We start from the raw sequence: 14,843 nt of genomic DNA, 5'->3' as shown, positions 1-14,843 counted from the left end.
TACGATGTCTAAGTCAGTTGTACATGTTACGGATGTTGATAAGGTATACGGAAAAAAAGGAGAGAATCAATTTCGGGCATTAAAGAAGGTAAGCATGAATATAAACGAAGGCGAGTTTGTTGGCATCATGGGGCCATCGGGTTCAGGGAAAACAACACTGCTAAATGTCATCTCTACACTTGATTCGATTTCAGCGGGTCAGATCCAGATTGATGGAACGGATATTACAATGATGAACCAAAATCAGCTAGCTGATTTCAGGGCGCAAAAGCTCGGGTTTATCTTTCAAGATTTTAATTTGCTTGAAAGTATGACGGTTTATGAAAATATTGCACTACCGCTGTCCCTACAAAATGTTTCTTCAAAAGAGATCTCACCAAAAGTCCACGCGATTGCGAAAACATTGGATATAGAATCGATTCTTGAGAAGTATCCCGCACAAATCTCTGGTGGTCAAAAGCAACGTTCTGCAGCTGCGCGAGCACTTGTGCATAATCCAAGTATGTTGCTTGGCGATGAACCTACGGGAGCACTTGATTCAAAAAATGCAACGAGTTTACTTGAAACAATGACTAGCTTAAATGAAGAGCATGGTATTTCGATTATGATGGTTACGCATGATGCCAATGCGGCTAGTTATTGCAAACGCATTGTGCTTATCCAGGATGGAGAATTATATAAGGAAATTATACGCACTGGCACACGCGAAGACTTTTTCAAAGAAATTTTAAATGAACTGGCAGAGCTTGGTACAAGCCAGGCATAGAGAGGAGGATAAATATGTTAGGCAAATTAGCTGTATCAGGTATTCGAAGTAAGCTAAAGGACTATATTGTTCTACTAGCAGGATTAATCATGTCTATTTCAATTTTTTATATGTTCCAGACACTTGCTTGGAATAAGGAATTTACAAGTGAAAATTCATTGATTAACAGCATTCAATTAGTGTTTAATGTAGGATCCGTTTTGCTTGCTGCTGTAACCTTTTTCTATATTTTATATACGAATTCATTTTTGTTATCTCTTCGTCAAAAAGAATTTGGCATGTACATGTTGCTTGGGGCGAAGAAAAAGCAAATTCAAAAAATCATGTTTATCGAAACAATGGTTATTGGTATGATCTCCTTAGTTATTGGGATTGGTTTAGGTGTACTGCTTGCAGAGGTTGTCGGACATTTACTTATGAATCAGCTTAACTTTACAGCTACCACTTATTCAGCCTTTTTCTTACCTGCTGTCGCCATTACATTGGTTTTCTTCTTTGTTTTGTTTTCGATAAATGGTGTCATTAACTCGATCCGATTATCAAGACTGCAGATCTTAGAATTAGTGCACGCAGATGCACAGTCAGATATTGTTCCAGTAAAAATAAAAACAAGAGTGATCAGTGCTGGTCTAGGAGTCATCTCATTAGGTATTGGTTACTTTGCTTTAATTAATATGGAAAAACTTCGTGAATTGGGACTACTACTGGCAACTTTAGCGACTACACTTGGTACCTATCTTATTTTCTCATCCTTGATTCCATGGATTGTGAATCTATTAAAGATGAATAAATCGTTAAATGGGAAGGGAATTCAAGCATTTACTTTTTCTCAGCTACGATTTCGAATAAATGGGCTCAAAAAAATGCTAGCAACTGTAACAATGCTTATTGCTTTAGGTGCAGGTGCGATCGCTGCTGGTATGGCTTTTCAACATAATGTTAGTGCCTTGTCTGATTTTCAAGACATTTATGACACTACAGTATTTGATGCAAATGAAGAACAGGAAAAAATCCTCAGCAATATTGATTTTAATGAAGTGAATGAATATCGTTATAAGGTTGACGATCAGTATGTTTATTTCTTAGATAAGGATTTAGATGAACAGCGTCCACTCATTTTAGATTATGATAGTCAGAGTGGGACAGAGCCAACGATAAAACGGTTAGAAGAGGATCTTCCACAAGATACACGCGGGTTTGAAGAAGATGAGGATGTAGTGATTGAATATGAATGGAGTTATTTCCTTTATGGAATTGCTGAATCAAATAACTCAGAATTCGGTCCAGTGGTTGTTAATAGTGAAGAATATGCTAAGGTAGATGAAACCGAAAAAAAAGTGTTGATAGGAAAAACGGATGCGTTCACAGACTATCTTCCACAATGGAAGCAGTTAGATGAGATTCAAAATGAACGTTATGAAACAGATATGATGTTTAGTAGTAAATATCGCATGTATGAAGGACTTAATGCGATTTCAAGTGGAACCGTTTTTATGGGCTTTTTCTTGGGCATAGCCTTTCTTGCAATGATGGCAAGCTGTTTGATGTTTAAAGTATTATCAGGTGCAACAAAAGATATCGGTCGCTATGAAATGTTGCGTAAGATTGGTGTAAGACCAAGCAAGCTTTCAGGTTCGGTTTATAAAGAATTGTTCTTTATTTTCTTATTCCCTGGAATCTTTGGTATTGTACATGTTTTAGTAGGAATGAATCTCTTTTCATTCATCTTGCTCGAACCATATTATCGACTCTGGTTCCCGATTTCACTATTTATCGCAATCTATGCGGTTTACTATTTGATTACTGTTAACTTGTATAAGGGTATTGTTATGCCGAAGTCGAAGTAATTGTATTAGATTTGAGTCACCCTCATGTGGTGGCTCTTTTTTTGAAGTCTAGATTGGGTTTGTAAGGAAGAAACAGCTACATTTGAAACTCGTTGGGCAGTTTGTGGAAAAAGAACGTCTGGATCAGTATTTACTCAAACGGGTAAAGATATTGCTAAACTAAATGAAGAAGGTAAGATTACGTATTTAGAGAATGTACCTGATGCAACTGACATGTTTGAATCATATAAAAAATAAAGATGTAAAAAAGTGCAGTAGTCATCTAAAGATGATTTGCTGTACTTTTAATTTTTATATTGCCGATTCAATCGAAATGAAGTACGATAATCATGAATAGAGAACAAGGGAGAGACAAAATTGACAGCGGTTACAAAAACAACAGCTAAAACAATCGCAGAAAAACTAGGATTATCTATTGCTACTGTAGACCGCGCTTTAAATAATCGAGGAAATGTAAAAAAAGAGACGTATCAAAGAATTATGGATATGGTTGAAGAACTAGGTTATAAACCAAATAAACTAGCTTCGGTACTATCTAGAAAAATGAAATATAAAATTGCGATTGTGTACCCTTCATTTGCGCAGTACTTTTGGGATCAAGTTGAAGTAGGGTTAAACAAAGCCATCCATGAACTTAGTGACTATGGAGCTGAATTCACGACACTCCGAATGAATGAAGGACAAGAATCTGCCAATGTTTTGCTGCAAAGAATCATTGACTCCAATGAGTACCAAGCGATTGCCATTGCTGCTGGTGAAGAACCACTTACTGAAGTCATTAATGCTGGTGTAGCTAAGGGAATAACCATCTGTACATTTAATCAGGATAGTCTCCAAAGTGATCGTTTATTTTATGTAGGTGTTGATTATCTTCAAGCTGGACAACTGGCTGCAGAGTTAACCTGTAAATTTGTAGGTCGTTCTGGCCGCATTGCAGTAGTTGGAAAAAACGAGGATTATCAGACAATGACAAAGAATGTAGGTTTTCTTGAGGCAGCTAAAGAATACTCATCTATTACCTGTACAGGTCCATACTCTATCAACGAATTTAAATCGCTGATTCAACGTAACGGGCATGTAGAACTTGATGGAATCTATGTCTCTACCTCTGACATTTTTGAAGTCGCACACGAACTTAAAGAAGCAGCACATGATATGACGATCGTCTGTCATGATTTAAATGAAGAGATTTACGAATACCTTAACTCAAATGTCATTACAGCTACAATCACCCAGGAACCTCTTAATCAGGGCTATCTGGCATTAACTCAATTATTTGGACATCTTGCATTTGGTGAGGACACCCGCGAGCATCAAATTATTAAACTAGAAGTAGTGATGAAAGAAAATGCTAAGTATTATCTTTAAGCTTAGCTATTCTTTTGACATAAATGAGGTACGATAATCATTTTATTTGATAGGGGGAAAAATATGAAATTTAGTAATGGTTGTTGGATGGATAAGGAAGGTCATGTCATAAAAAGTCCTGCAGAGGTTTATGATTGGAAGCAAGAAGATAAGCTACTTACGCTGTATGCGCCATTTCAAAAAATCAACCACATAGGACAAACGCTTGATGGAGGGGTATTAACGGTTGAATTATCCTCACCAATAGAAGATGTCATTCGTGTGAAAGCTTATCATCATGCAGGTTCTATGATTGAGAAGCCATCTTTTACGCGTGCTAATCACTCTCCATCCTTTAAGGTAGAAGAAACGAATGAACAGCTTACCGTTACTTCAGGACACTTGAATGCAAGCATTCAAAGAGAGCAGTGGAGTGTGCATTTTTCATATAAAAATCAACCACTTACATCTAGCGAACCTCGATCGTTAAGTTATATTCAAAATGAAAAGAATGAATCTTTTATGCGTGAGCAGCTGTCACTTGATATTGGTGAGCTAATATATGGGCTAGGTGAACGATTCACTCCTTTTGTGAAAAACGGTCAAGTAGTGGATATTTGGAATGAAGATGGTGGAACAGGCAGCGAACAGACATACAAAAACATTCCATTTTATGTGAGTAATAAAGGCTATGGAGTGTTTGTAAATCATCCAGAGCAGGTTTCATTTGAAGTTGCCTCTGAAAAAGTGTCAAAGTCTCAATTTAGTGTAGCTGGCGAATATCTAGATTATTATATCATCGCAGGAAATGGTCTAAAAGAAGTGTTGAACAACTATACAGAACTCACAGGAAAACCACCTCTGGTTCCTTCCTGGTCATTTGGCTTATGGCTGAGTACATCATTTTTAACGAACTATGATGAGGCGACAGTTAATTCATTTGTAGACGAAATGATAGAACGAGACATTCCTCTTGATGTCTTTCACTTTGATTGTTTATGGATGAAAGAACTAGAATGGTGCAACTTTGAATGGGATGAGCGTGTTTTCCCAGATCCGGTGAATATGCTCAAGCGATTAAAAGAAAAAGGTCTTAAGATCTGCGTATGGATTAATCCATATATTGGTCAGAAATCTCCATTATTCAAAGAGGCAGCTGATCAGGGCTTTTTATTAAGAAAAACGGATGGCCGTGTTTGGCAGTGGGATAAATGGCAAGCAGGTATGGGTCTTGTAGACTTTACTAACCCTGAAGCAACAAAGTGGTATACAGATAAACTCGATGGCTTAATTGATATGGGTGTAGACAGTTTTAAAACGGATTTTGGGGAGCGAATTCCACTTGATGTAGTCTATGCGGATGGTTCGTGCCCTTATAAAATGCATAATTATTATACTCAGCTTTATAATGAAAGCGTATTTAATTTATTGAAAAAACGTCTTGGAGATTCGCAGGCTGTTTTGTTTGCACGATCGGCAACAGTAGGTGGTCAAACAATGCCTGTTCACTGGGGTGGAGATAGCTTTTCAAATTACGCTTCAATGGCAGAGACGTTACGGGGAGGACTTTCTCTAAGTCTTGCCTGTTTTGCCTATTGGAGTCATGATATAGGAGGCTTTGAAACTGGATCAACAGCAGATCTCTATAAACGCTGGACACAGTTTGGATTGCTCTCTTCTCACAGTCGTTACCATGGCAGTGGTGATTATAAAGTGCCGTGGCTTTATGACGAAGAGGCAGTGGACATCACAAGACAGTTCACCAAATTAAAATGTCGCCTAATGCCTTATTTATATGCAAAGGCAGTTGAAGCAACAAATACAGGTGTTCCGATGCTAAGACCAATGGTACTGGAATTCCCAGAAGATGAAACATGTCATTACTTAGACCGTCAGTATACACTCGGAAGCGAGCTGTTAGTTGCTCCAATTTTTAATGATCAGGGAACGGTTCGATATTATCTACCTAAAGGTGAATGGACGAATCTTTTAACCAATAAAAAAATTAGCGGGGAAAGATGGATAACTGAAACACATGATTACACCTCTCTTCCTTTAATGGTGAAAGAAAACTCCATTCTTGTGTTTGGGCACGAGGATTCAACAGCGGCATATGATTTTACTCATGAAGTATCATTGCATCTCTTTGCTTTAAGCGATGGCGAACCAGCAACGACGGTTTTAGTTAACGAAGCAGGAGAGGAAGTTGGTTTTGCCAAAGCACTAAAAACAGACTCTAGTATCACATTGCAGACAGAAGGTTTGCAGTCACCTTATTCAATTGTGTTACGTAATGTCCATTCTATTCAATCGCTTACAACAGGTACTGAAAAGCAAACATCAGACGGTATTCACATTTCAGTAGACTCGGGTATTAATGAAGTGACCATTCAATTATAAATAGGGAGGTCCTTAATTATGAGTTTGATTAAAAGAGGTGGAGCTGTAGCTTTTGCTGTAGCTTGCGGTGTAGTGGCAGGTTGTTCGGGAAGTGATACGGCAGCAGATGGTGATATAGTAAAGCTTAATTTTCTGACATTTGCTGATCCGGCGCAATTGAAGGTCTATCAACGAGCAGTTGATGCTTTTCATGAATTACATGGGGATGAAATACAAGTTGAACTGACTGGGCTTTCTACGGATAACTATACTCAAACACTCACAACTCGTTTACAAGGGAGTGAAGGACCAGACATCTATTATGTGCAAGACTTTTCAATGGCTACCTTTGTTCAAGGAGAAGCCGCTTTGCCGTTGGATGATTTTTTAGAGGGGCCGGACAGCTATGTGAAAAAAGACGATTTTCCTGATGAAATTTGGGGTCCAACTCAAAAAGACGGTGTGACCTACGCCTTAGTTCCAGATGCCAACCCATTTGTTATGTATTACAATAAAGATGTTTTTGAAGAGGTTGGGGTAAAATTGCCTCAAGAGTATTATGATGAAGGCAATTGGACCTGGGATACGTTAGAGGAGATCACATCTACATTTAAAGAAGCAGGTAAGGAAGGATATGTTCAGGATGGTGGACCATTTGGAGTGAATACGTGGATCTATAACAATGGAGGTAGCGTAGAAAAGGATGGCGAAGTGGTGATTGATTCAGACCCTAAAACCATTGAAGCTATCGAGTTTGTGAATCAAATGGTTCAAGACGGGAACTTTGTGTTTTCGGGAAGTTTACCACAAGGACAAGGGCGAGATGCCATGTTTATGTCTAATCAAGTAGCGATGGTGGGTGCAGGAAGATGGTTAACTCCGTTATTTTTAGAATCTAATAAGGAGTTTGATTATATACCATGGCCAACCAATACAGGTGAACAGATGGAACCAACACTGGTAACCTCTGCATATCTCGCTGTGAACAGTGATACGGATTATCCGGAAGAAGCCATGAAGTTTATCAGTTATTATGTTTCAGCGGAAGGGCAGGAAGTTCGATTAGCGGATAACGGTAATTCTGTTCCTTCTATCGCAGGTCTGGAACATGTCGTGACAGACAATCCAGAGCCAGAGCATGCCCAATATCTATTAGATGCGATTGAGATTGGTCAACCCATTGTTTTTGAATTCGAAACGCCAGGACTCTCAAATGAACTAGAGGACATATACGAAATTATGTTCCTTGGTGATATTACAGCTGAAGAAGCAATTAATCGATTGGGTGATAAAGCAAGAGAAATGACAGAAGAATAAAAGTGGACCTTTCGTTTCGGTTTGACCGGACGAAAGGTTTTTTTGGTGTGCATTAAAAGACTCCAACTAGTTGACTGTTCTTTTCCGCTCTCTAAACTATGATATGAATAACCTGCTTCCTATATCATATAATAGGGGCAATCCAATCATAGGAGGTACATATGGAGCGAATGCTGGTGTTGCAATCTGATTTTGGTTTAAGTGATGGTGCTGTTAGTGCAATGTATGGAGTGGCCTTGTCTGTTAATCCGGACCTCAGAATTTCAAATCTAACACACGATATCCCTCCTTATAATGTATGGGAGGCATCCTATCGATTGCTTCAGACGGTTTCATACTGGCCAGAAGGAACGGTATTTGTATCCGTTGTAGACCCTGGTGTTGGTTCAAAGCGTAAAAGCTTAATTGCCAAGCTTGCTTCAAACCAATTTATTATTACTCCTGACAACGGCACACTTACACATTTAATAAAAACAAAAGGATTAGAAGAAGTGCGAGAGCTTGATGAGGTTCGTAACCGACTACCAAACTCAGGTGAGTCCTATACGTTTCATGGGCGTGATATCTATGCGTACACAGGGGCAAGATTGGCAAGTGGTGTGATTAGCTTTGAAGAGTCTGGGAAAAAGATAGAACCAACCACAATTGTTCAGCTATCCATTCAAGACGCCACTATATCTGATACGAAAGTAAATGGTAGTATTGACATTTTGGATGTGCGTTTCGGAAATATCTGGACGAATATTCATCGCTCATTATTTACGCAACTAGGAATCAATTACGGTGACTTAGTAGACGTTGCCATTGAAGATGGTACGAGGCAAGTATACAAACACACAATGAGCTTCGGTCGTTCATTTGCAGATACATTGATCGGAAAAACCGTTCTTTATGTAAATTCGATTGACCATATTGCAATTGGTATTAACCAAGGATCCTTCGCCAAGGCATACGGGGTCGGAACAGGTTATAACTGGAAAATCAAGATTCAGCCAATCGTTTAATTCCATTTTTTAACCTTGAGTTCGATTTACTCTTTCTTTATACTTATTTAGTATACCGAAGTAATTAGGATACATTTGTATAGATAGAGAGAAGGTTAAGAATGAAACAAATGGTAGGAGAGAGCTCTGCTTCTAAAAAAGGATTCACTTATTACACAATAAAGTGGATGGTCTTTTTCGTTGGGCTTGTCGTTTTAGCAACTGGCGCAGCATTTATGATTAAGTCCTCTTATGGATCTGCTACGTGGGATGTCTTACATTTAGGACTTTCAACAAAAACCTCATGGTCAATTGGGTTATGGGTACAGATCGTTGGGTTAGTTATGATTGGTTTAGCTTGCTTAATTGATCGAACAAAACCGCAAATCGGCAGCTTTATTAATATTATATTGATTGGGTTTTTTCTTGATTTTATGCTCAGCTTACCAATCTATCCGAGTGTCATGCTTTGGTGGGAGAGCTTAATTTTCCTAATCGGCGGGATCTGTATTCTTGGCTTTGGTGCTGGAATGTATGTAGCTACAGGACTTGGGGCAGGACCAAGAGATGGTATGACCCTAGTACTCGCAAAGAAAACAGGATTATCAATTCGGCTAGTGCGGACCCTACTTGAGGGAACTGCGCTTTTATTTGGATGGTTACTCGGAGGACCAGTTGCAGCAGGAACATTCCTTTCCGTTTTTTTGATTGGACCTGTGATGCAAGCTTCAATTGGTTTCTGGCGTAAACAAATGGCCAAGCTTGATAAACAAGAAGAGCCTGAGGAAGTTGAAATGGAACCAGAATTAAAAGTAAATGGTTAAAGATCAAAAAACACAGTAGCATTATCGCTACTGTGTTTTTGTTATGCAACCTTCTTAGATTGCTTTTGCTTTTTCTTAGCTACTGGATTTAGATAGTGGAAGAATAGACCCATAAAAACGGCTCCACCAACAAAATTACCAAGAGTAACAGGAATTAAGTTGTGAATAATACCGGTTACTGTCATGTCTGCCGAACCAAGCATAAAAGCAATGGCAAATGTGCACATGTTTGCAATACTATGCTCATAACCAGACACAAAAAAGCTAAAGACAAGAAGCATCATAATAAAGATTTTAGCCATTTCATTCTTCAGTGACATTGGGATAAAAAAGGCAAGACAGACTAACCAGTTACAAAGTATACCTCGGAAGAATAACTCGCTAATTGGTGTCTCGGTTTTATGTGAAGCGACATTTAAGAGAAAACCATTCACGCTGGAATCACTGAATAATCCGGTAGCCCACAAGAAGCAAGCGAAGAAAACAGCTCCAATAAAATTACCAATATACGTCATGAACAGTAATTTGAATACAGAAGTCCAGGACATCTTTCCTCTTAAAGCAGCAAAAGGGAAATAAAAAGTGTTTCCAGTAAATAAATCTGCATTGCCATATTTAATTAAGAGAATACCCACGCCAAAAGTGATAGCAGCTACAATGTAAGCGAGAGACGAGCCTGTCTCGTAGAAAAAACCTCCTGTACGAAAAGCTACGATAACACCAAGTCCTAAAAACATAGTTGCTAAAATAGAGCGCACAAGATAATGCATACGATTATCTTGGTAGGTTTTTTCTTTTTTTAGTGCTAGTTGTTCAATTTTTTCTAATGATGCATGTTCCATGTATGTTATTACACCGCCAATATTATAATTACGATCAAAAACCGCTATCTGATTATACTCGATTTTTTGTAAAATGAAATGATTAGTTAAGTAAAAAAACAACAAAAACTATTATTTGGTTAAAGTTGACAAAAAATAGTAGAGATATGTAAACTACTAATAACCATCTATAGGGTAATTAATAGAGAGAACTAGGGAGATATTTCTCTAGTTCTCGTTGTTCTAAATACATTGTTACGTAAGGGAGAAGAAAGCATGAAGCACGTACATATTCCGTCTATCTATCAAATGAGGGATTCAGAGAATACTGAAGCAGCAGGTTACCCGGCATTTGCGCGTATTATTGAAGGAATACAGAAGGCATTACAGGAGCGATATGGGAAAAATTACGAGTTATATGCAAGTGAGGATAACAATTTTGATTACTGGAACCTCTTAGAGAAGGACATTCAAAATGAGTCTGAAAAGGTAGAACATGTAGGTAAGATATTCGAAAAGTTGGAGCAAAAAACGTTTGCTTATGATGAAGACAAAGAAACGGCAGATTATCGAATCCATCTATCGATATTAAATAATGTATTTTGTTATGCTGAAGCTGGAGTAGCTTTTGCACGAATCCCTGTATTTGAAGAGTTTGGGGCAAGTATTTTATGTCGAAACTGTGTGTTTAGCATTGGTGATAAGGAAATGTCCTCTTTTCTTGAAGCTGTTCGTACTAGACTGTGGGAAGAAAGCCGCCAGGAAGTGACTGTTTTTACGGACACAGAGGAGGGCATGGTGCGAAAAGAAGAGCCAGTTACTCATGCTGTTGATCGGAGTGAAGTCATTTTAGAGGTAGAGCTTAAAGAAGATATCTATCAATCATTAGATCAATTTTTTGAAAAAGATCGTACGTTTTATCAGACCTACAATATCCCATATAGACGGGGAGTTCTTTTATATGGACCTCCCGGTAATGGTAAAACAACTCTAGTGAAATCGATTGCTTGGATCTATTCAGGCTCCTGTAGCTTACTGGCAAATCACTGAATTCACATCAAGTGATTCAATCGAAGAAGTATTTACAGCGGCGAGACGATTAGCACCAATGGTTTTAGTCATAGAAGATATTGATTCAATGCCTGATGGGGTACGATCATTTTTCTTAAATACATTAGATGGAGCTACATCTAAAGAAGGTATTTTCCTAATTGGTACAACAAACTATCCAGAGAAAATTGATCCTGGATTGATGAATCGAGGAGGACGTTTTGATCGAGCCTATGAGATTCGTTTACCTAGTCGTTTGCTACGATTAGACTATTTAGAACAAAGAGGGTTTACTACTTTTATGACTCAGGAACAGCTTGAAGAAGCGGCTGAAGCAACAGAGGGTTTTTCATTTGCTCAACTAGGTGAATTATTTGTCAGTACAGCTCTTCACTGGCACCAACAAGGGCATGTAAATCCATTAAAGATGATTGAAAGTATGCAAGGTGAGCATCAGAAAAGTAAAAAAGGAAATTGGATTAAGCAAGGCGGAAAGATGGGATTCTAACGGTTATTTCCACCTGAACGGTTGATTATGATATTCTTATCTTAGCTTTATATGTCATGAAAAGGTGAGATCATCCTGTGAAGAACCAATTTCTAAAGGGTACCTTTTATTTAACAGGTGCTACTTTTATCTCGAAAATACTTGGATTTATTTATATCATGCCTTTTGTTCTCATTGTGGGGGACTCAGGCTATGCCCTATATAAGTACGCATATGGTCCATATACATTAATGTTAAGTGTTGCTACATTAGGTTTGCCTATGGCTGTATCTAAGTATGTAGCGAAGTACAATAGCTTAGGAGATTATCAAGCAGGAAGAGATTTGCTCCGAAATGGCCTTAAGATCATGATGGCGATGGGGGTTCTTTCTTTTCTAGCACTCTATTTATTTGCTCCGAGTCTCGCCTCGATTGCCATAAAAGAGGGAGATGTCAGTGGGAACTCACATGATGATGTTGTATTTGTCATTCGTCTTGTCAGCGTTGCCTTATTAATCATTCCGCCAATGAGTATGATGAGAGGGTTCTTTCAAGGAAACCAACAAATGGGACCATCTGCTTTTAGTACCGTTTTAGAGCAAATCGTGAGGATTGTCTTTATTCTAGTAGGTTCTTTTACCATTTTGTACATTTTGAATGGAACGGCCACTCAGGCTGTGGGCATTAGCACAATGGGTGCGTTTGCTGGTGGGTTAGCGAGCTTGATTTTGCTTTTGTGGTTTTTCCTTAAACGCAAGAATTTGTTCCCTAACCCAAAAGACAGTCATATCGCACATGAGCGAATTGAATGGCTTCCGATGTTAAAGGAGCTTACAGGTTATGCGATTCCTTTTGTGCTAGTAGGGTTGGCAATTCCTGTGTATCAGAACATTGATACGTTTACAATTAACGGCCTGTTAACGTCTGTAGGTTACAGCTTACAGGAAGCAGAACAGGTGAATGCAATCATAGGATTGGCACAAATTCTTGTATTGGTCCCTGTCTCATTGGCAACTGCCTTTAGTATTTCCCTAATTCCGAACATCACTGGCTCCTTTAACAAAGGGGACATGCAGGATGTCACTCAGAAAATTAAACAAACGTTTATTTTATTAATGTTTGTACTTCTACCAGCAGTTGTTGGGATGACGCTTTTGAGTGAACCAATCTACACAAGTATATTTGGAATGAATAATAATCCCGAGTTAGGCGGGCGAGTCCTGGCTTGGTATGCACCAATGGGTATTCTTTTCTCCTTGTTTTCTGTATCAGCAGCTGTCTTACAAGGTATTAATAAACAAAAGCATGCGATTCTTGGACTTGGATTAGGTATTGCGGTTAAGCTACTTCTCAATACCCTGTTAATCACATCTCTTTACGAGTTAGGTCCAATTATTGCTACGTATGCAGGATATCTTGTATCTGTGAGCTATTTATTTATTGTTATCTATAGAAATATTGAAATACCAGTATCTAAACTATTGAAACCCCTTATTCCAATTGGGCTAATGGTTGTGTTAATGACAATTGTGGTTGTACTATTTGAGGCTTTGATCCGACTTGCTTTCTCAAATGTAGTAGGAGAATATCCACTTTCGTTTCTCGTAACAGGTATTGCCGTATTTGCAGGAGCTATAACGTATCTAATGGTTAGTGGAAAAACAGGGTTGATCCGATTAATTGTAAGGAGACAGTAATCATGACACCAGAAGAGCTGTGGATCAGATATAAACAAGAGTATCCAGAATCACCAAATACGTATACAGCCTGGTCATTTGGCGATTCAGTCGAGATGGCAAATATCCTTCTAGAATTAGTACTTTCTGGGCGTAAAACAGCGACCTCTTGTAACTATACCCTAGCTCAACAACAGGGGGAGGAGCTTCCTGAGGTCGGTCAGATGAATATCGTACTTGATGGTCATGGAGAAGCCAAAGGTATTATTCGTACTACACATATTGAGGTTGTACCTTTTCATAAAGTGACTGAACGTTTTGCGCGCTTAGAAGGAGAGGGTGACCTTTCTTTGCAGCATTAGCAAAAAGAGCATGAAGTATTTTTTACAAGAGAGTGGATGGAAGTTGGCGGGACTTTTAGTCCTGATATGCTCGTTTTTTGTGAGGTATTTCAACTTGTATATGGAGAAGACTAAGCCTATTGGACATTTGTTCATTAGGTTTTTCTCATGAAAGAGCATTAGTAAAAAAGTGGAGGCGCATCATGATTATCATATTTACTATGTTTCTATTAGGTATTTTATTAGGATTTATTGGTGCGGGAGGCGCAGGTTTTGTCATTGCATTATTAACAGTCGCGTTTGGTTTTCCGATTCATACAGCACTCGGAACATCCCTTGCAGCGATGGCCTTTACAACATTATCAGGAGCATATAGCCATTTTCGTGAAAAGAATATTGTTTTAAAAATGGGATTAATCGTTGGATTATCCGCCTTTTTTAGTTCATTTGCAGGAGCCAAACTAGCAGTTTATATCCAGGAAGATCTTCTACATTATTATACAGCGGCTATGCTTATCCTCTCAGCTATCTGTATGATGATTAAATTATTTATTTCCAGTGACTCCTCTCATATTGAGATGAAAAAAAGTCAGGTGTGGGGAAGAGGAGTAGGGTTAGGCATACTGACTGGGTTACTAGCAGGAATGTTTGGCGTTGGGTCTGCACCATTTATTCAACTTGGTTTGTTGATCTTTCTTCATCTATCACTGCGCCAATCCGTTGGTACAACAATGCTGATTATCCTGCCAATCTCAATAGGAGGAGGACTTGGATATGTTACGGAGGGTTTTGTCGACGGAGTCCTGCTTATAAAAGTACTAATCGGTACGATGGTTGGAGCTTATGTAGGTGCTAAATTCACCAACCTAGCACCAAAAATTGTGCTTAAAGTAGCTGTTATCGCAACACCAACTGTGGCTTGGGTTAATTTTGTTGCTTTGAGGGAGATGGTGTGAAGTGAGCAAGAGAGAGTGGGGATGGAATAGCAAGAGAGAGCCGGGACTT

Annotated in this window: 10 protein-coding genes and 2 pseudogenes; 11 read left to right on the top strand and 1 reads right to left on the bottom strand. The window is 38.6% G+C overall.

Annotated features, from left to right (window positions below; translation table 11 throughout):
• Window positions 1–4: 4 nt before the first annotated feature.
• From NDM98_RS18500 to NDM98_RS18470, 7 genes are all read left to right on the top strand, one after another.
• The gene (locus tag NDM98_RS18500; protein ID WP_251610789.1) at window positions 5–766 is read left to right on the top strand and encodes an ABC transporter ATP-binding protein; all 762 of its coding nucleotides are present in this window, start codon (window positions 5–7) and stop codon (window positions 764–766) included.
• 14 nt (window positions 767–780) lie between these two features.
• Complete coding sequence (locus NDM98_RS18495) at window positions 781–2,613, top strand: ABC transporter permease (RefSeq protein WP_251610787.1); 1,833 nt, start codon at window positions 781–783, stop codon at window positions 2,611–2,613.
• 357 nt (window positions 2,614–2,970) lie between these two features.
• Window positions 2,971–3,981, top strand: a complete 1,011-nt coding sequence (locus tag NDM98_RS18490; RefSeq protein ID WP_251610784.1) for a LacI family DNA-binding transcriptional regulator — start codon at window positions 2,971–2,973, stop codon at window positions 3,979–3,981.
• A 63-nt stretch (window positions 3,982–4,044) separates the two neighbouring features.
• On the top strand, window positions 4,045–6,360 hold the full coding sequence (gene yicI / locus NDM98_RS18485) for an alpha-xylosidase (protein WP_251610782.1): 2,316 nt from the start codon (window positions 4,045–4,047) through the stop codon (window positions 6,358–6,360).
• Window positions 6,361–6,378: 18 nt separating this feature from the next.
• Window positions 6,379–7,656, top strand: a complete 1,278-nt coding sequence (locus NDM98_RS18480; RefSeq protein WP_251610780.1) for an ABC transporter substrate-binding protein — start codon at window positions 6,379–6,381, stop codon at window positions 7,654–7,656.
• Window positions 7,657–7,817: 161 nt separating this feature from the next.
• Entirely contained in the window at window positions 7,818–8,660 is an 843-nt protein-coding gene (locus tag NDM98_RS18475; protein WP_251610778.1) for an SAM hydrolase/SAM-dependent halogenase family protein, read from the top strand.
• 101 nt (window positions 8,661–8,761) lie between these two features.
• Window positions 8,762–9,463 (top strand): YczE/YyaS/YitT family protein, encoded by a 702-nt coding sequence (locus NDM98_RS18470; protein WP_251610776.1) that lies wholly within the window; start codon window positions 8,762–8,764, stop codon window positions 9,461–9,463.
• A gap of 41 nt (window positions 9,464–9,504) precedes the next feature.
• On the opposite strand, the gene NDM98_RS18465 is transcribed toward NDM98_RS18470, so the two are convergent.
• On the bottom strand, window positions 9,505–10,305 hold the full coding sequence (locus tag NDM98_RS18465) for a formate/nitrite transporter family protein (RefSeq protein ID WP_251610774.1): 801 nt from the start codon (window positions 10,303–10,305) through the stop codon (window positions 9,505–9,507).
• A gap of 255 nt (window positions 10,306–10,560) precedes the next feature.
• Here NDM98_RS18465 and NDM98_RS18460 point away from each other — a divergent pair.
• From NDM98_RS18460 to NDM98_RS18445, 4 genes and pseudogenes are all read left to right on the top strand, one after another.
• Window positions 10,561–11,842, top strand: a pseudogene (locus NDM98_RS18460) (AAA family ATPase).
• 77 nt (window positions 11,843–11,919) lie between these two features.
• On the top strand, window positions 11,920–13,518 hold the full coding sequence (locus NDM98_RS18455) for a putative polysaccharide biosynthesis protein (protein WP_251610773.1): 1,599 nt from the start codon (window positions 11,920–11,922) through the stop codon (window positions 13,516–13,518).
• A gap of 2 nt (window positions 13,519–13,520) precedes the next feature.
• Window positions 13,521–13,973, top strand: a pseudogene (locus NDM98_RS18450) (ASCH domain-containing protein).
• A gap of 68 nt (window positions 13,974–14,041) precedes the next feature.
• Window positions 14,042–14,794, top strand: a complete 753-nt coding sequence (locus NDM98_RS18445) for a sulfite exporter TauE/SafE family protein (protein ID WP_251610767.1) — start codon at window positions 14,042–14,044, stop codon at window positions 14,792–14,794.
• Window positions 14,795–14,843: the final 49 nt, after the last annotated feature.

Origin of the sequence: Alkalicoccobacillus plakortidis (genome assembly GCF_023703085.1) — a bacterium.
In the GTDB taxonomy this organism is placed as follows: Bacteria; Bacillota; Bacilli; order Bacillales; family Bacillaceae_D; genus Alkalicoccobacillus; species Alkalicoccobacillus plakortidis.
This window is presented reverse-complemented; position numbering and strand designations above follow the sequence as displayed.

What these genes read in the sequence shown, in the direction of transcription:
- NDM98_RS18475 (WP_251610778.1), top strand. Translation starts at nt 7,818, where the DNA reads ATGGAGCGAATGCTGGTGTTGCAATCTGATTTTGGTTTAAGTGATGGT.
- NDM98_RS18465 (WP_251610774.1), bottom strand. Translation starts at nt 10,305, where the DNA reads ATGGAACATGCATCATTAGAAAAAATTGAACAACTAGCACTAAAAAAA.
- yicI (WP_251610782.1), top strand. Translation starts at nt 4,045, where the DNA reads ATGAAATTTAGTAATGGTTGTTGGATGGATAAGGAAGGTCATGTCATA.
- NDM98_RS18495 (WP_251610787.1), top strand. Translation starts at nt 781, where the DNA reads ATGTTAGGCAAATTAGCTGTATCAGGTATTCGAAGTAAGCTAAAGGAC.
- NDM98_RS18500 (WP_251610789.1), top strand. Translation starts at nt 5, where the DNA reads ATGTCTAAGTCAGTTGTACATGTTACGGATGTTGATAAGGTATACGGA.
- NDM98_RS18480 (WP_251610780.1), top strand. Translation starts at nt 6,379, where the DNA reads ATGAGTTTGATTAAAAGAGGTGGAGCTGTAGCTTTTGCTGTAGCTTGC.
- NDM98_RS18445 (WP_251610767.1), top strand. Translation starts at nt 14,042, where the DNA reads ATGATTATCATATTTACTATGTTTCTATTAGGTATTTTATTAGGATTT.
- NDM98_RS18470 (WP_251610776.1), top strand. Translation starts at nt 8,762, where the DNA reads ATGAAACAAATGGTAGGAGAGAGCTCTGCTTCTAAAAAAGGATTCACT.